Here is a 16,154-nt window from a genome sequence, read left to right on the forward strand (position 1 = left end):
CAACGCGAGGATCCCCTGATGGAGACTGCATCCAAAAGGCCGAAGTCCGGCGCAGCCAAGAAGCCCGCCGCCACCAAGGCGCGCGGCGATGGGCCGAGCTATCTCGACGGCCAGCTCCTGATCGCGATGCCGGTGATGGAAGACGAGCGGTTTGCGCGCTCGGTGATCTACATCTGTGCGCATTCATCGGAAGGCGCCATGGGGATCATCGTCAATCGCCCGGCGGGCAGCATCGATTTCCCCGAGCTTCTGGTGCAGCTCGACATCGTCGAGAAGCCCGAACAGATCAAGCTGCCCGATCACGCCGAGTCCATGAAGGTACTGAGGGGCGGGCCGGTCGAGACCGGCCGCGGGTTCGTGCTGCATTCGAGCGACTTCTTCATCAAGGATGCCACATTGCCGATCGATGACGGCATTTGTCTGACCGCCACGGTGGACATCCTCAAGGCCATTGCGGGCGGCACCGGCCCGAAGCACGCCATCCTGGCGCTCGGCTATGCCGGCTGGGCGCCGGGGCAGCTCGAAAACGAAATCCAGGAGAACGGCTGGCTGCATTGCGATGCCGACGCCGACCTGGTCTTCGGCGACGACATCGAAGACAAATACGACCGCGCCTTGCACAAGCTCGGCATCGAGCCCGGGATGCTGTCCGCGGAGGCAGGGCACGCGTAGCGTAGCACTGACGTCATCGCCCGCGCATGCGGGCGACCCAGTATTCCAGGGCCGCCCTTACTCCATCGCGAACTCACCGCCGTACTGATCGCCCGCGTATACGGGCGATGATGTGGGTGTTTCGGGAGGGCGCGGCGGCTACAAGCCGCCACGATTTGCCATGCGCCACATGCTGACAGCGTAGTCGCCTCAGCTCGCGGCTTCCAGGCGCTGCTCTTCGGTGAGCAACTTCATCGCGGCGTCGACGTCCATGGGTTCGCCGAAGGCGAAGCCCTGGGCGTATTCGCAGCCGAGCTGATACAGCTCCACCGCATCCGAATCGGTTTCGGCGCCTTCCGCCACCACGTCCATGCCGAGGTCGTGCGCCAGCGCGATGATCGACTTCAGGATCACCGGGCGGGTGCCGCGGCTGGTGGTGCGGACGAACGACTGGTCGATCTTGATGGTGTCGAACGGGAAGCGCTGCAGGTAGCTCAGCGACGAATGGCCGGTGCCGAAATCGTCGAGCGACAGCCCGATGCCGAGTTCGCGGATTCGCTGCAGCATCTGGGCGGCGTGCTCCGGATTCTCCATCACCAGCGACTCGGTGAGTTCGAGCTTCAGCGTGCCGCGCGCCACCGACGAGCGCGACGTCACGGTGCGAATGTCGTGCAGCAGATCGTGGCGCAGGAGCTGCCGGGACGACACGTTGACCGAGGCGAAAATCGGCTCTCGCGCGCGCATCGCGCGCTGCCAGATCGAGAGCTGCTTGGCGGTCTGGTCGAGCACGAAAGTGCCGAGTTCGACGATCAGTCCGATTTCCTCGGCGATCGAGATGAACTCGCTCGGCGACATCCGGCCGAGCTTGGGATGATCCCAGCGCGCCAGCGCCTCGAAGCCGGCGATCGAACGATCTTCCAGCCGCACGATCGGCTGGTACAGGATGGTGATTTCCTTGCGCTCGATCGCGCGGCGCAATTCGGATTCCAGCGTCAGGCGGTCCGACTTACGCGCCCGCATCGCCGGCTTGTAGACGTCGATGCGGTCGCCGCCGATCCGCTTGGAGTGATACATCGCCAGCTCGGCGTCCTTGATGATCTCGTCGGAAAGCTGGGTCTGCGGATCGCTCAAAGCGAGGCCGATCGAGGCGGTGAGGAAGATCTCGCGGTCATTGAACGCGATCGGCGCCTTGATGGTCTTGCGGATGGTCTCGGCGAAGGCGGTGATCTTGGCCGGATCCTGCTCGGACAGCAGGATCAGCCCGAACTGATCTCCGGCGATCCGTGCCAGCGTGTCCTGCGGCTTGAGGATGCGGCTGAGCCGGCGCGCCAGCGTCAGCAGAATGGAATCGCCGACCGCGATGCCGACCGAGTCGTTGACCTGCTTGAAGCGGTCGAGGTCGATCACCATCAGGGTCGGCCGCAGCGTCGGCATGGTCTTGGCGAAATTCGCCACCGCGCCGAGACGGTCGATGAACAGCTTGCGGTTGGGCAGGCCGGTGAGGTTGTCGTGCACGCTGTCGTGCAGCATCCGCTCTTCGGCGTTCTTGATATCGGTGACGTCGGTCAGCGTACCGACCACCCGGGTGACTTCGCCGTCGGTGCCGACAACCGGGCGCGCCTTCAGCGAGAACCACATGAAGTGGCCGTCCGGGGTTCGCAGCCGGAAGTCCTGGGTCAGCCGGCCGCGACGCTGGTCGAGCACGCTGTCGAGCGCGGCGCGGAAGCGATCCTGGTCGAGCGGGTGCAGCACTTCGAGCCAGCTCGCCGCCGAGCCTTCCAGCGCGCCGCGCTTGAGGCCGAGCAGGGCCTCGGTCTCGGGACTTGTGAACACCTTGTCGGCCGAGACGTCCCAGTCCCAGATCAGATCGCCGGAGCCGATCAGAGCCAGCGCGCGGCGCTCGACGTCGGAGATCACCCCGCCGGTGGCGCCGCCGCCCGAGAATGCGTGCTGCATTACGGTGAAGCCGATCAGCATCACGATCAGCACCAGGCCGCCGAGCAGCGCCGGGCCGACGATGTCGTTGGTGACGGCGCCGGCCACCGCCATGCCCGAGGCCACCACCCACACCACCAGCAGAAACCAGGTCGGGATCAGCAACACGGCGCGGTCGAAGCCGTGGGTCGACAGGTAGACGATCAGAGCGAAGCCGGCGAATGCGATCAGCACCAGCGAAATTCGCGCGATGCCGGACGCGACCGCGGGATCGAACAGCGCCAGCGCCACCAGCGAGCCGAGGAAGGCGAGCCAGCCCAGCGTGATGTGCGAGTAGCGCACATGCCAGCGACTGAGATTGAGATAGGCGAACAGGAACACCAGCAGCGTCGCGGCCAGGATCGCCTCGCCGGAGGCGCGCCACACTCGCTCTGCACCGGACGACATGTCCAGCACCTTGCCCCAGAAGCCGAAATCAATCCCGATATAGACCAGCACAGCCCATGCCAGCGCCGCCGCGGCGGGGAACATGATGCTGCCCTTGACCACGAACAGGATGGTCAGCACCAGCGCCAACAGGCCGGAAATGCCGATCACGATGCCCTGGTACAGCGTGAACGAGTTGACCTTGTCCTTGTAGGCCTCCGGCTCCCACAAATAGAGCTGCGGCAACTTGTCGGTGCGCAGCTCGGCCACGAAGGTGATCACCGAGCCGGGATCGAGCGTGATGCGGAAGGTGTCGGCGGTCGGGCTTTCCTGCCGCTCCGGGCGGTCGCCGGTCGACGGCGTAATGGTGGCGATGCGCGACATGCCGAGATCTGGCCACAAAAGGCCGGAGCCGACCATCCGGTAGTGCGGCGCCACGATCAGACGGTCGAGCTGATCGTCGGTGTTGTTGGCGAGCGCGAACACCACCCAGTTCTGGCCGCCCTCGCGGGCGCGCACCTCGACGCGGCGGACGATGCCGTCGTTGCCGGGAGCGGTCGAGATCTGAATCCGGTCGTTGTCGCTGTGCAGATGCTCCAGCACCCCGGTGAGATCGATTGCCGGCGCGTCGCTGCGGACGCTGACGGCATCGAGCGCGTGTGCCTGCGGGGCAGCCGCAATCATCATCACGCCCAGCGCCAGCAGCGCGAGGCATCGGATCAGACGCAAGTCGGTTCTCCGCGTTCACACCAGTCCGAACGGCGCGGCCCCGCGCACCGTGAGCGACCGATAGATGACATGAAAGCGAGTGAAAACATAGACTTTACAGCAAGCCTCGGGCTCGCCCCACTCACACGGTCAACACAATTTTGCCAATATGTTGGCTGGTTTCCATCCGCCGGTGGGCATCGGCGGCGTCGCGTAGCTCGAAGGTGCCGTCGATCAACGGCTTGATCCGGCCCTGGTCGAGCAGCGGCATCACCTCGGCTTCGATCGCCGCGACCATTGCGGCCTTGTCGGCGTTGGAGCGCGGCCGCAGCGTCGAGCCGGTGTGCTGCAGCCGTTTGGTCATCAGCTTGGCGAAGTTGACGTTGGCCTTGGCGCCGCCGAGAAACGCGATCTGCACGACGCGGCCGTCGATCGCGGCGGCGTCGTAGTTGCGTTCGATGTAATCGCCGCCGACCATGTCGAGGATCACATCGGCGCCTTTGCCGCCGGTCGCTTCCTTCACCGCGGCGACGAAGTCCTCGGTCTTGTAGTTGATGGCACGGCTGGCGCCGAGCTTCACACAGGCATCGGCCTTGTCTTGCGAGCCGACCGTTGTGATCACAGTAGCGCCGCGCGCGACCGCCAGTTGGATCGCCATCGTACCGATCCCCGACGAGCCGCCGTGCACCAGCAGCGTTTCGCCGGATACCAGCCGGCCGCGCTCGAACACGTTGTGCCACACCGTCATCAGCGTCTCGGGCGTGGCGCCGGCTTCGATCATCGAATAGGCCGCCGGCACCCTGATGGCCTGGGCGTCCTGGGCGATGCAGTATTCGGCATAGCCGCCGCCGGCCACCAGCGACATCACCTTGTCGCCGAGCTTGTGCCGGCTGGCACCGTCTCCGAGCGCCACCACGGTGCCGGCGATCTCCAGCCCAGGAAGGTCGCTGGCGCCGGGCGGCGGCGGATAGGAGCCCGAGCGCTGTGCCACGTCGGGACGGTTCACGCCCGCGGCCGCGACCTTGACGAGAAGTTCCCCCTTGCCCGGAGCCGGCACGTCCCGCGTTTCCGGTTTCAGAACCTCGGGGCCGCCCGGCTTGCTGATGCCGACCACGGTCATTTGCGAAGGGATCGGTTCCATGGTTTTTCCTTGGCTGGCGGAGCGGGTGGGTGTCATCTGCCGGAACACGGGTTGATTAGACAGCCGGAGCTCGGCTGGCAACCGCAGCGGATCACGAACGGGCGAGGACCAGATGGCGATCGATGACGAGGACAAGCCGAGAACCAAGACCAGCCACGAGATCGGACAGGATTTGTCGCTGTTGTCGGTGGAGGAACTCGACGCGCGGATCGCTTTGCTGAAAGCCGAGATTGCCCGGCTGGAAACCGCGCTGACGATGAAGCGCGCGACACGCGAGGCTGCGGATCGCATCTTCAGATCGTAAACGAAAAGTTGATAGCAGGCCGTGCGCCTGTCTCGTTCTGGGACGGTCGCAAGGGCGCTGTCATGGCAAATCGAGCGTAAACAAATTCGCTCATTTACGCGCGATTAAGCTTTCCCGCCTATTACTGTGGATGTCCATCTTTGGACCGAGTGGCTCCTGTCCACTCTGTTTTGACGCCTCCCTGTTATCAACTTAAAAGCCGCCGGAAACGGCGGCTCTTTTTTGGCCTCGGTATCGTCCGCAGTGCCGGCGTCACGCTTTGGTCATTGACCGCCACAATGCTGTGTCTGAAGCTGCGTTAACCTTTGCGCGCGGGTCCGCTGGACTCCGTGCGAAGGCGGCGTAATGATTTGTTCATCATAAGTCGGTGCGCAGCTTCGCGACCCGGCAAAGTACCCGGTAGTGTGAGGCGTTGATCATGTCCGATGTCGCGCAGGGCGAATCCGCCTTGGTGGTGCTCAGCGAGCGGCTGACCAGTTCGGCTGCGTTCACCGCTCTGTTTCGGGAAGGCATGGATCTGGTCGAGGAGACCGCCGCCTATCTCGACGGCGAGGGGCGCGCCGAAGCCAAGCTGCTCGATCGAGCGGTCAGTCTGACCTATGCCACCGAGAGCATGCGGTTGACCACCCGTTTGATGCAGCTCGCCTCCTGGCTGTTGCTGCACCGGGCGGTGAAGGAAGGCGAGATGACGCTGATTCAGGCCAACCGCGAAAAGACCAAGGTCAAGCTGTCGGCCGCTGACCCCGGCGCGCCGGACGTGCTCGAGCGGTTGCCGGAACAGTTGCAGTCGCTGATCGCGCGGTCGATGAACCTGCAGAGCCGGATCCGCCGGCTGGACTCCAGCATGCACACACCGCCGGAGCCGGTTGCGGTCGGCAATCCGCTGGTGCCGCAGCTCAATATGCTGAAGGCTGCGTTCGAGAACTGAGGTCTCGGCCCCCGGTCGGAATCGAAGTGGCTGTGGCCGGGTTCGTCCCGGCCATTGGCATTTTGGGGGCGGGTTGTCCCCAAGTGTCGCCGATGCTTGCAACCATTTGATACGCCAACGCAAAACGCCCCGCGCGAGCGGAGCGTTTGTCGTATTGGGTCTCGAAGAAGCGGCGAGCAGCCGGCGAAAGGCCGGCGCCGGCTCAATCCTTCTTGAGGAAGCCCGAGAACTTCTTCTGGAAGCGCGACACGCGGCCGCCGCGGTCGAGCACCTGCTGAGTGCCGCCGGTCCAGGCCGGATGCGACTTCGGGTCGATGTCGAGGTTCAGCTTGTCGCCTTCCTTGCCCCAGGTCGACCGCGTCTGGTACTCGGTTCCGTCAGTCATGACGACGGTAATGGTATGATAGTCCGGGTGAATTTCGGTCTTCATGGGTGATCCCTTGCGCTCGCCGGCGCCTGCATCGCGATGATTTCGGGCGAATTTGCCGGGCTCTATATCCCAGCCGCGCCGCGTGCACAAGGCGCAGCACACGATCCGGTGACCGGGGTGTCCCGGATTTGCAAGCCGCGTCGATTGCGGCCTATGTGATGCCGCCTGAAGCGTTTTCCATCGATTTGGCAGTTCCGAATGACGGCACCGAACAAACCGCAGAGCTCCAACTCCGACGCCTCGGCGATCAGTCTGTCGCTGGACGCGATCGCGGCGACTGAGAACGTCGGTCCGCGCACCGGCACGTTGCGGGCGGACGCCGACCCCAGCCAGGTCGAGGAGGTGGCGGCAGTCGTCAAGCGCAGCCGGTTGAAGCCGCTGCTGGCCCTGGCGCCCTACGTGGTCCGCTATCGCGGTCGCGCGATGCTCGCCCTGATGGCGCTGATCGTCGCCGCGGTCACTACGCTGATGGTGCCGATCGCGGTTCGCAGGCTGATCGACTTTGGTTTCAGCGCCGAAGGCATCGAGTTGATCAACAGTTACTTCACCGTGATGCTCGGCGTCGTTGCAGTGCTCGCGGTCGCCAGCGCCGCCCGCTACTATCTGGTGATGACGATCGGCGAGCGGATCGTCGCCGACGTCCGCCGCGACGTGTTCCGGCATCTCACCGCATTGTCGCCGGCGTTCTTCGATTCCGCCCGCAGCGGCGAATTGATCTCGCGGCTCACCGCCGACACCACCCAGATCAAATCGGCGGTCGGCGCCTCGGTGTCGATCGCACTGCGCAACATGCTGCTGTTCGCCGGCGCGATCTCGATGATGGTGATCTCGAGCCCGCGGCTGTCCGGCTTCGTGCTGGCGGCGATTCCGCTGATCGTGATTCCGCTGGTGGCGTTCGGGCGCTGGGTCCGCCGGCTGTCGCGCAACGCGCAGGATACGCTGGCCGATGCCTCGGCCTACGCGGCCGAACTGGTCGGGGCGATCCGCACGGTGCAGGCCTATACCAACGAGCGGGTCGCCAATGCCCGGTTCGGCGGCGCTGTCGAATACTCTTACGATGCGGCGCGTCGATCGACCGCGGCGCGGGCCCTACTCACCGCGATCATCATCTTCATCGTGTTCGCCAGCGTGGTGGCGATCCTGTGGGTCGGTTCTCACGACGTCGCCACCGGCGCCATCACCCCCGGCAGGCTCGGCCAGTTCATCCTGTACGCGGTGTTTGCCGCCTCCAGCCTCGGTCAGCTCAGCGAGGTGTGGGGCGAAGTTTCGGCGGCCTCCGGCGCAGCCGAACGGCTGTTCGAGATTTTGCGGGTGAAGCCGGAGATCGCAGCCCCGGCGCAGCCCAAGGCACTGCCGATGCCGGTGCGCGGCGAGGTGGTTTTCGACAATGTCAGCTTCTCCTATCCGACTCGTCCGGACTTCCTGGCGCTGGACGGCCTGTCGCTGACTATCAAGGCCGGCGAGAAGGTGGCGATTGTCGGACCTTCCGGGGCCGGCAAGAGTACGCTGTTCCACCTGCTGCTGCGGTTCTACGATCCGAAATCCGGCAAGATCGCGCTCGATGGGGTCGCCATCGACACCGCCGATCCGCAGGCGGTGCGCGAGCGGATCGCGCTGGTGCCGCAGGATTCGGTGGTGTTCGCCGCGACCGCGCGCGACAATATCCGGTTCGGCCGCGACGACGCCAACGAACTCGATGTCGAGCGCGCGGCGCAGCAGGCCCATGCCACCGAATTCATCTCGCGCCTGCCGGAAGGCTTCGACACCAAGCTAGGCGAGCGCGGCGTAACGTTGTCGGGCGGCCAGCGTCAGCGCATTGCCATCGCCCGCGCCATCCTGCGCGACGCGCCGCTGCTGCTGCTCGACGAGGCGACCTCGTCGCTCGATGCCGAAAGCGAGGTGCTGGTGCAGACTGCGTTGCAGCAGTTGATGCGTCATCGCACCACGCTGGTGATTGCCCACCGCCTCGCCACCGTGCTGTCTTGCGACCGCATCGTGGTGATGGAACACGGCCGGATCGTCGAGCAGGGCACCCACGCCCAACTCGTCGCCCGCGGCGGTCTCTACGCCCGCCTCGCCAAGCTGCAGTTCGAGGCGGCGTAGGTTCGCGTTTACTCCGAACGGCTGGGTAGGTTCGGATCTCGCGCGGCATGACGGACAGCGTGGATGGTGATCTCGTCTGCGCCGACCTCGTAGAAGATCAGATACGGATAGGGCGTCGTGACCAGACGCCTGACCGCTGCGTCGTCTGTCCGCGTGCCCACTCTCGGATGCGTGCAAAGCAATTCGATCGCGCTTCGAATTCGCACTTGGACACGCTTTGCGCCGTGCGGCGATTGTTCGGCAATATAGGCGAGGATGGCACTGAGATCGGCGAGAGCCGGCTCGGTGAACCGGACCTTCACAGGTCGTACTTGGTCCAAAGCATGCGGACATCTTCATCGGAAGCGAAGGCTCCGCGCTTGGCCGCGGCTTTCGAGCGTTCGATTGCGGCGCGCTCGTCGTCCGACAGCTCGACAACGACGTTATCGTCGCCGGTGAGCTGCAGCACCACCCGCGCAATGTCGTCCTGCAGTTCGGCAGGAAGACTGCGGGCCACTTCCAGCGCCTGATCGAGCAGCTTGGTCATCGCCTGAGACTAGCAATTCTCGGCAGCTTGCGGAAGCTCAGGGACGCCACAGCATGTTCAGCACCGGCCGGCCGGAGCTGTTGAGCTCCTCGCCGGTCACTGCGAAGCCGTTGCGGCGGTAGAATTTGATGGCGCGGTAGTTGTCGGCGTTGACCTTGAGCGTGACCTCGGTCGGCGAACGGCGCTTGGCCTCATCGACCAGCGCCTCAGCGACACCCCAGCCCCAATGTTCCGGCTCAACCACGAGCTGGTCGAGATAGCCGGCCGCGTCGATGGTGACGAAGCCGATGAGCGCGGCGCTCTGTTCGGCGACGATGATCGCGGCCTGCGGCACCAGCTCGGTGCGCCAGCGCTCGCGCCACCAATCGACCCGCTTGGTGAAGTTGATCGCCGGGTAGGCGAGCTGCCAGGTCCGCAGCCACAGCGCGATCGCGGGGTCTTCGTCGGCTTCGGTGTAGGGGCGGAGGGTGAAGGTGGGCATCGCCGTCACCAAGTGCCGTCATTCCTGGGCGGGCGCAGCGCAGCTGCGCACGAACCCGGAAACTGACACGCGCACCGATCGAGATTCCGGGTTCGCCGCTTCGCGGCGCCTCGGAATGACCAACGAGGGGTCGACCACAAGAACAACCTCACCGCTCCGTCAGCTTCAGTTCGATCCGGCGGTTGCGCCTGTAGGCGTCTTCGGTGTCGGCGGTGTCGAGTGGCTGGAATTCGGCGAAGCCGGCGGCGACCAGGCGCTGCGCCGGCACGCCGCGCGACATCAGATATTGCACCACCGAGATGGCGCGGGCGCTCGACAACTCCCAGTTCGACCTGAACGCACCTGTGATCGGCCGCCTGTCGGTGTGGCCGTCGACCCGCACCACCCAGGGCAGCTCGGCCGGGATTTGCTTGTCGAGCTCCTTCAGCGCGTCGGCGACCTTGTCGAGCTCGGCGCGGCCTTCCGGCAGCAGCAGCGCCTGACCGGTATCGAAGAATACTTCGGACTGGAAGACGAAACGATCGCCGACGATGCGGATGTCGGGCCGGTCGCCGAGGATGGCGCGCAGCCGGCCGAAGAACTCCGAGCGGTAGCGCGACAGCTCCTGCACCCGCTGCGCCAGCGCGACGTTCAGGCGCTGGCCGAGGTCCGCGATTCTGCTCTGGGACTCCTTGCCGCGCTTTTCGGATGCGTCGAGCGCGTCTTCCAGCGCGGCGAGCTGGCGACGCAGCGCGGCGATCTGCTGGTTCAGCACCTCGACCTGCGCCAGCGCGCGCGACGAGATCTGCTTCTCCGAATCCAGTGCCTTGTTCAGTTCGCCGGCGCGGCCGGCGGCGTCGTTGCCGGCGCCAGCGAGGCCGTCATACAGGCCCTTGACGCGGTCGCGCTCGCTCTCGGCGGCCGACAATCCCGCGCGCATCTGCGCGAGCTGTTCTTCGAGATTGAGCTTGCCGAGCTTCTCGAGCGACAGGATGTCGTTGAGCTGCGCGATCCTGGCATTCAGCTCGGCCAGCGCTTTGTCCTTGCCGGTGACCTCCTGCGACAGGAAGAACTGCACCACGAGAAATACCGTGAGCAGGAACACGACGCCGAGGATCAGCGTCGACAGCGCATCGACGAAGCCGGGCCAGTAGTTGAAGCCGGACTCCTGCCGGCGGCCACGGGCGAGCGCCATCAGCCCTTCTCCGGCTGGCGCACCAGTTCGGTCAGCAGTTCCTTGATTTCGCGGTTCTGTTCGCCCTGGGCGTCGGCCCATTCGCGGATCATCTGCTGCTCGTTGCGCATATGCGCCACCAGGCTCTGGATCGCGTTGGCGAGGTTGGCCATCGCGGCGGTGGTGGCGCGGTTGGCGCCGCCGTCTTCCAGCGTCAGCCGGAGCCGCTCCAGCGCGGCTTGCAGATCCGCGCTGCCGGCGAGCACGCCGTCTCCCGTCTGGCCGCGCACGGCCGAGGCCAGCCAGTCTTCGAGGTCGGTATAGAACCGATTCTGCGCCTGGCTGGATTGCAGGTCGAGAAAGCCGAGGATCAGCGATCCGGCGAGACCGAACAGTGACGACGAGAACGAAATCCCCATGCCGCCGAGCGGCGCGGCGAGCCCCTCCTTCAGCGTGTCGAACAGTGAGCCGGCATCGCCGGTGACCTTCAGGCTGCCGATCACCGCGCCGATCGAGCCGACGGTTTCGATCAGGCCCCAGAAGGTGCCGAGCAGGCCGAGGAACACCAAGAGCCCGGTCATGTAGCGAGAGATGTCGCGGGCCTCGTCCAGCCGTGTGGCGATCGAGTCGAGCAGGTGCCGCATCGTCTGCGGCGAGATCGCGATCCGTCCCGAACGTTCGCCGCCGAGGATCGCCGCCATCGGCGCCAGCAGGCTCGGCCTTCTGTCGAGCGCCAGCCCGGGATCGTTGAGGCGGAAATTGTTGACCCAACTGACCTCGGGATACAGCCGGACCACCTGGCGGAAGGCCAGCACGATGCCGATCACCAGCACCGCGCAGATCAGGCCGTTGAGGCCCGGATTGGCCATGAACGCGGCCAGGATCTGCTTGTACAGCACCACCACGATCAGCGCGCACAGCACCAGGAACACCAGCATCCGCACCAGGAAGATTCGCGGCGACGACAGCTTGTCGAGTTCGATCTCCATCGCGCGGTGCGGGGAAGGGCCTGAAGCCATCGTCGGTTCTGTCTCCGGTTTGCCGGAAGCGGCTGTTTCACCCAATATGGCACAGCGCGGCCCGGAAGGAAGCCGCCGCGGCGGTTATCCGCGTCCGCGTGGGCCGAGGAACTCGAATCCGAAACGTCGACGCGGCCAAGACGTATCTGCCGGTTCAGCATGGCAGTCGAACGACGGGTGGATGATGACAGGTGTGTATCTCGGAGCGCTGGCGGGAATCGCGGTGGCGCTGGCGGTGCTGATGGCGGGCGCCTGGGTGGTGCAGCAGCGCACCGGCAATTCCGGCTGGGTCGACACCATCTGGACGTTCTCGCTTGGGCTGACCGGCGCGGTCTCGTCGCTGGCGCCGGTCGACGGCACGGCGCCGGACGCGCGGCAATGGCTGGTCGCGGTGCTGGTCGCGGCGTGGTCGGCCCGGCTCGGTTCGCACATCGCCGCCCGCACCCGGCACGTCACCGACGATCCGCGCTACGCCGCCTATGCGGCGCAATGGGGTGCCGACGCGCCGAAGAAGATGTTCTTTTTCCTGCAGAATCAGGCCTACGGCAGCATCCCGCTGGTGTTCGCGATCTTCGTCGCCGCGCATGCGCCGGCCGGCAGCCTGCGGCTGCAGGACTATGTCGGCGCGCTGATCCTGATCGTGGGGATCGCCGGCGAAGGGCTGGCCGATTCCCAGCTCAAGGCGTTCCGCGAAGATCCGGCCAACAAGGGCAAGGTCTGCGACGCCGGCTTGTGGCGGTGGTCGCGGCATCCGAACTACTTCTTCCAGTGGTTCGGCTGGCTGGCCTATCCGGTGATCGCGATTCCGTTCGCCGAGCCGCTGTCGTACCTCTGGGGCTACGCGGCGCTGCTGGCACCGCTGTTCATGTACTGGATCCTGGTGTACGTCACCGGCATTCCGCCGCTCGAGGAGCAGATGCTGAAATCGCGCGGCGACCGCTACCGTGACTACCAGGCCCGAACCTCGATGTTCTTTCCGCTGCCACCGCGGCGCTCCGGCGCATCATGAACGCGCTCGCCTCGCTGATCGACATCGCCGAGCGGGTGCCGCTGCCGGATGCTGTGATCCGCCTCGGCATCCGGGCGCTGTGCGCGCGGACCGCCGCGAAGATGTCGCGCGGCAATCCGGCGACTGACGCCGCGCTCGCGCAGGCGATGGCCGCACGCGCGGTCGCCGAGCATACCGATGCGGCCAATGCTCAGCACTATGAGGTGCCGGCGGTGTTCTTCGGCAAGGTGCTCGGGCCGCACCGCAAGTACTCGTCGTGCTTCTATCGCGATGACGAAACCGACTTGGCGCAGGCCGAGGCGGAGGCGTTGCGGCTGACGATCGAGCACGCCGACCTGCGTGACGGCCAGTCGATTCTCGAACTCGGCTGCGGCTGGGGCTCGCTGTCGCTGGCGATGGCCGAGCAGTTTCCCCATGCGCGGATCGTGTCGGTGTCGAACTCGGTGTCGCAGCGCGAGTACATCGAACGCGAGACCGCGGCGCGGCGGCTGATGAATCTGCGCGTCGTGACCAGCGACATGAACGTGTTCGAGCCGCACGAGAAGTTCGACCGGGTGGTTTCGGTCGAGATGTTCGAGCACATGATGAACTGGCGCAAGCTGATGGGCTGGATCCGGGGCGGGCTGAAGCCGGACGGGTCGTTCTTCATGCACGTCTTCAGCCACCGCCGCGGTGCTTACTTGTTCGACAGCGCCGACCGTGCCGACTGGATCGCACGGCATTTCTTCGCCGGCGGAGTGATGCCGAGCCATCGGCTGATCCAGCAGTATGCCGATCTGTTCAAGATCGACGAGCAATGGCGCTGGAGCGGCCGTCACTACCAGCGCACGGCGGACGACTGGCTGATCAATTTCGACAAGCACCGGGGCGAGATCGAAACCATTCTGCGGCCGGTGTACGGCGACGACACCGCGTTGTGGATGCAGCGTTGGCGCTGGCTCTTCCTCGCCACCTCGGGCCTGTTCGGCTACGCCGACGGCGACGAATGGGGCGTCAGCCACTACCGTCTGAAGCCGGCTTGACGGCTCCGCAAGGGCGCGACCTGTTGTCGCTCTGCTCATGGTGCAAACCTCAGTGGCTCGCGCGTCCGTTGCAGCGCAACTCGGCCGCTCCAATTCACAACACAGTGAACTACAGCGTTTCTGCGTCATCCGGGGCCGCAAAATCCCGCTTAAGAAACAGCTAACTACATGGAACTAATCGGTTCTTGGTTCCCTCGCCGCCACGGCAAAATTGATCCGGCGCAATGCGGGTAGCGGTACTTTCCCTAGTTTTGCCTTCGACGAAAGCAGGAGGTGTGACGTGTTTTTGGATTCTGTCGGATCGCTCGTGTTGTTCCTGACGTGCGCCGTCGGCCCTGCGTTGATAGCGTATCTCGTCGTTGACGATCTGTGGCGAAAGGCGACCCAGCGGGCCCAACCGCAGCCGCCGGCTCCGGTGGTGACGGCGAAGCAGCCTGCGAAGCGTAGCGGCTGGTTCGCCTGGGCTAACTGAGTTCTACGAGCCGAGTCTCGCGTTCAAGACGGGCGCACCCGCCGTCGAGCCTAACGGGTGCTCATCGCAAACAGTGAGGAAAGAGCCTTGACCATTGTTGCATTGATCGCAGCGATCTACGGGCTGGTCGGCCTGATCGGTCTGGTGGCCTTGATCATCGGCGGCCGTGAGGTCGTGGCGCAGAACGCGCACTGGAAGCGCTTCGACGACGCGCATTACTGGGATGATGCGGCCGAAGACTGGCGGCCGCACGAGCAAACGCGCACGTCGCAGGCCGTCACGGCCTGATTGGACGTTCTGCGCCTGCAACGCCAGTGGCGCAGCGTCGAACATTCCGAAAGCCGGCGTCCGCGCTCAGCGGATGCCGGCTTTTTCTATTCGTCGGCGACGTATTCGAGGATGTCGCCGGGCTGGCAGTCGAGCGCGGCGCAGATCCGCTCCAGCGTCTCGAAGCGAATGCCCTTCACCTTGCCTGACTTCAGAAGCGAGACGTTCTGCTCGGTGATGCCGATGCGCTCGGCGAGTTCCTTCGAACGCATCTTGCGCCGCGCCAGCATCACGTCGAGATTGACCACGATCGCCATCGACTAGACGAAGCTCGCGTTTTCATCGGCAAGTCGTGCCGCCTCGCGCATCACCGCCGCGACTGCGATCAGTACGCCACCGACGATCACCGAGACGTAATCGTTGCTCAAGAAGGTCAGCACCAGCAGCCGCTGCCCGGGCGGGTTGCCGAGCGACAGCGCGAGCGCCAACGCAGTTGCCGTGATCGGGCCGAGCGCGCCCTGCGCCAGCACCGCGATGCCGAAGCGCTGCAGGTGGGTTGCGGCTGTGGCGGTGAAGACCTGGCCGCGGGCGAACTCGGCGAACAGCGCTCGCACGTTCAACAGCCCCCACAGCATCACAGCAATCGGCACGGCGATGATGATCGCCGCCAGCGCCTGATTGCCGGCGTCGAGCGGCAACTGATTGCCAACTTCGCCGAGCTTCGCCAGCAGCAGATTGCGTGCCCAGCTCGGCACCACGAACGCGGCGCCGACCAGCGCGCCGATCAGCACGATTCCAATCGTGGTCACCCATCCCATCGCCCGTGACAGTCGTACGAGTCTGGCGGCGGCTGGATCAGCCAATCCAAGCGCGGCGCCGGCGGATGTTCGTGCTTGCATCGGGAAGCTCCATCATCTATTTCGAGATGAAATTATCGTAAAACGATAATTTATCATCGTCAAGATAGGATGAGCGTCATGCGCTTCCCCGCCTCGTTCAAATTCGCTGCCGCCGCCATGGCGCTCGGCGCCCTGGCCGCCTGCAGCTCCGTTCCGGTCACCTCGATGGTCAAGCTCGCGCGCACCGATCTGTCGGCAACAGATCCGGCGGCGCTGCGCATTGCGGTGCGGCTGCCGCAGGGCCTGCGCCCGCGCCGCGTGACGCTGCGCGTCACCGTGGCGGTCGGCGCGGAGAAACGCGAGCAGGCGTTTGTGCTGGCCGATCTGGACGATCCCGGCGAATTGCTGTCGCTGGCGGGTGAAGTGACGAGCGACACCATGATCTATGCTTTCCGGATTGTACCCGCGGACGTGCCGCGGCTGCTCGCCGTTCGTGACGAGATGGCCGCCTACAAGGCGAAGGGCGAGCGCGGCTCGCTGACGATCGGGGTCGGCGCCGAAGCGTGCCGCACCGGCACGCTGCCGGCAAAGACGCTGATCACGACCTATCTGAAGACCGAACACGCCGGCGACTTCTTCCCGCTGACGCGCGACGTCGACCTGCGCAAGGACGTGCCGAAAGAGGCCGTCCCTGAACGGATTCCGCTTTGCGGCTAACGCGCGGGCGGCCCAACCTCTCC

Annotated in this window: 18 protein-coding genes; 8 read left to right on the plus strand and 10 right to left on the minus strand. The window is 65.3% G+C overall.

Annotated features, from left to right (window positions below; translation table 11 throughout):
• Positions 1–18 precede the first annotated feature (18 nt).
• A complete protein-coding gene (locus FLL57_RS00760; protein WP_013500860.1) occupies positions 19–672 on the plus strand; it encodes a YqgE/AlgH family protein in 654 nt (217 codons plus the stop codon).
• A gap of 189 nt (positions 673–861) precedes the next feature.
• On the opposite strand, the gene FLL57_RS00765 is transcribed toward FLL57_RS00760, so the two are convergent.
• Positions 862–3,741 (minus strand): EAL domain-containing protein, encoded by a 2,880-nt coding sequence (locus tag FLL57_RS00765; protein WP_164632517.1) that lies wholly within the window; start codon positions 3,739–3,741, stop codon positions 862–864.
• A 121-nt stretch (positions 3,742–3,862) separates the two neighbouring features.
• A complete protein-coding gene (locus tag FLL57_RS00770) occupies positions 3,863–4,861 on the minus strand; it encodes an NAD(P)H-quinone oxidoreductase (protein WP_013500862.1) in 999 nt (332 codons plus the stop codon).
• Between the two features lie 112 nt (positions 4,862–4,973).
• On the opposite strand from FLL57_RS00770, the gene FLL57_RS00775 reads away from it, so the two are divergent.
• Together FLL57_RS00775 and FLL57_RS00780 are read left to right on the plus strand one after the other, a co-directional pair.
• The gene (locus FLL57_RS00775; RefSeq protein WP_013500863.1) at positions 4,974–5,165 is read left to right on the plus strand and encodes a DUF1192 domain-containing protein; all 192 of its coding nucleotides are present in this window, start codon (positions 4,974–4,976) and stop codon (positions 5,163–5,165) included.
• 418 nt (positions 5,166–5,583) lie between these two features.
• Positions 5,584–6,093 carry a DUF1465 family protein gene (locus FLL57_RS00780; RefSeq protein WP_013500864.1) on the plus strand — a complete coding sequence of 170 codons (510 nt, stop codon included), beginning with the start codon at positions 5,584–5,586 and terminating at the stop codon, positions 6,091–6,093.
• Positions 6,094–6,295: 202 nt separating this feature from the next.
• On the opposite strand, the gene rpmE is transcribed toward FLL57_RS00780, so the two are convergent.
• Positions 6,296–6,523, minus strand: a complete 228-nt coding sequence (gene rpmE / locus FLL57_RS00785; protein WP_011156453.1) for a 50S ribosomal protein L31 — start codon at positions 6,521–6,523, stop codon at positions 6,296–6,298.
• Between the two features lie 198 nt (positions 6,524–6,721).
• On the opposite strand from rpmE, the gene FLL57_RS00790 reads away from it, so the two are divergent.
• The gene (locus FLL57_RS00790) at positions 6,722–8,626 is read left to right on the plus strand and encodes an ABC transporter transmembrane domain-containing protein (protein ID WP_013500865.1); all 1,905 of its coding nucleotides are present in this window, start codon (positions 6,722–6,724) and stop codon (positions 8,624–8,626) included.
• Positions 8,627–8,634: 8 nt separating this feature from the next.
• Here the strand turns inward: FLL57_RS00790 and FLL57_RS00795 are convergent, their stop codons facing one another.
• The 5 genes from FLL57_RS00795 to FLL57_RS00815 form a co-directional block, all read right to left on the minus strand.
• Positions 8,635–8,928 carry a type II toxin-antitoxin system RelE/ParE family toxin gene (locus FLL57_RS00795; protein ID WP_013500866.1) on the minus strand — a complete coding sequence of 98 codons (294 nt, stop codon included), beginning with the start codon at positions 8,926–8,928 and terminating at the stop codon, positions 8,635–8,637.
• On the minus strand, positions 8,925–9,152 hold the full coding sequence (locus tag FLL57_RS00800; protein WP_013500867.1) for a hypothetical protein: 228 nt from the start codon (positions 9,150–9,152) through the stop codon (positions 8,925–8,927). Before FLL57_RS00800 ends, FLL57_RS00795 begins: the two co-directional genes overlap by 4 nt.
• A 37-nt stretch (positions 9,153–9,189) precedes the next feature.
• A complete protein-coding gene (locus tag FLL57_RS00805) occupies positions 9,190–9,633 on the minus strand; it encodes a GNAT family N-acetyltransferase (RefSeq protein ID WP_142881879.1) in 444 nt (147 codons plus the stop codon).
• 148 nt (positions 9,634–9,781) lie between these two features.
• Entirely contained in the window at positions 9,782–10,807 is a 1,026-nt protein-coding gene (locus FLL57_RS00810; RefSeq protein ID WP_142881880.1) for a peptidoglycan -binding protein, read from the minus strand.
• On the minus strand, positions 10,807–11,805 hold the full coding sequence (locus FLL57_RS00815) for a flagellar motor protein MotA (RefSeq protein WP_142881881.1): 999 nt from the start codon (positions 11,803–11,805) through the stop codon (positions 10,807–10,809). The genes FLL57_RS00810 and FLL57_RS00815 overlap by 1 nt, the downstream gene beginning before the upstream one ends.
• Before the next feature lie 181 nt (positions 11,806–11,986).
• On the opposite strand from FLL57_RS00815, the gene FLL57_RS00820 reads away from it, so the two are divergent.
• The 3 genes from FLL57_RS00820 (at position 11,987) to FLL57_RS00835 (ending at position 14,596) form a co-directional block, all read left to right on the plus strand.
• Entirely contained in the window at positions 11,987–12,814 is an 828-nt protein-coding gene (locus FLL57_RS00820) for a DUF1295 domain-containing protein (RefSeq protein ID WP_433962606.1), read from the plus strand.
• On the plus strand, positions 12,811–13,836 hold the full coding sequence (locus FLL57_RS00825; protein ID WP_142881882.1) for an SAM-dependent methyltransferase: 1,026 nt from the start codon (positions 12,811–12,813) through the stop codon (positions 13,834–13,836). Before FLL57_RS00820 ends, FLL57_RS00825 begins: the two co-directional genes overlap by 4 nt.
• A gap of 559 nt (positions 13,837–14,395) precedes the next feature.
• Positions 14,396–14,596, plus strand: coding sequence for a hypothetical protein (locus FLL57_RS00835; RefSeq protein WP_013500874.1), 201 nt, complete (start codon positions 14,396–14,398; stop codon positions 14,594–14,596).
• An 86-nt stretch (positions 14,597–14,682) separates the two neighbouring features.
• On the opposite strand, the gene FLL57_RS00840 is transcribed toward FLL57_RS00835, so the two are convergent.
• Together FLL57_RS00840 and FLL57_RS00845 are read right to left on the minus strand one after the other, a co-directional pair.
• The gene (locus FLL57_RS00840) at positions 14,683–14,892 is read right to left on the minus strand and encodes a helix-turn-helix domain-containing protein (RefSeq protein WP_013500875.1); all 210 of its coding nucleotides are present in this window, start codon (positions 14,890–14,892) and stop codon (positions 14,683–14,685) included.
• A gap of 3 nt (positions 14,893–14,895) precedes the next feature.
• Complete coding sequence (locus FLL57_RS00845) at positions 14,896–15,474, minus strand: DUF2975 domain-containing protein (protein ID WP_142881883.1); 579 nt, start codon at positions 15,472–15,474, stop codon at positions 14,896–14,898.
• A 78-nt stretch (positions 15,475–15,552) separates the two neighbouring features.
• On the opposite strand from FLL57_RS00845, the gene FLL57_RS00850 reads away from it, so the two are divergent.
• A complete protein-coding gene (locus FLL57_RS00850; protein ID WP_013500877.1) occupies positions 15,553–16,131 on the plus strand; it encodes a hypothetical protein in 579 nt (192 codons plus the stop codon).
• Positions 16,132–16,154: the final 23 nt, after the last annotated feature.

The organism is Rhodopseudomonas palustris, from assembly GCF_007005445.1.
GTDB classification, from domain to species: Bacteria; Pseudomonadota; Alphaproteobacteria; order Rhizobiales; family Xanthobacteraceae; genus Rhodopseudomonas; species Rhodopseudomonas palustris_G.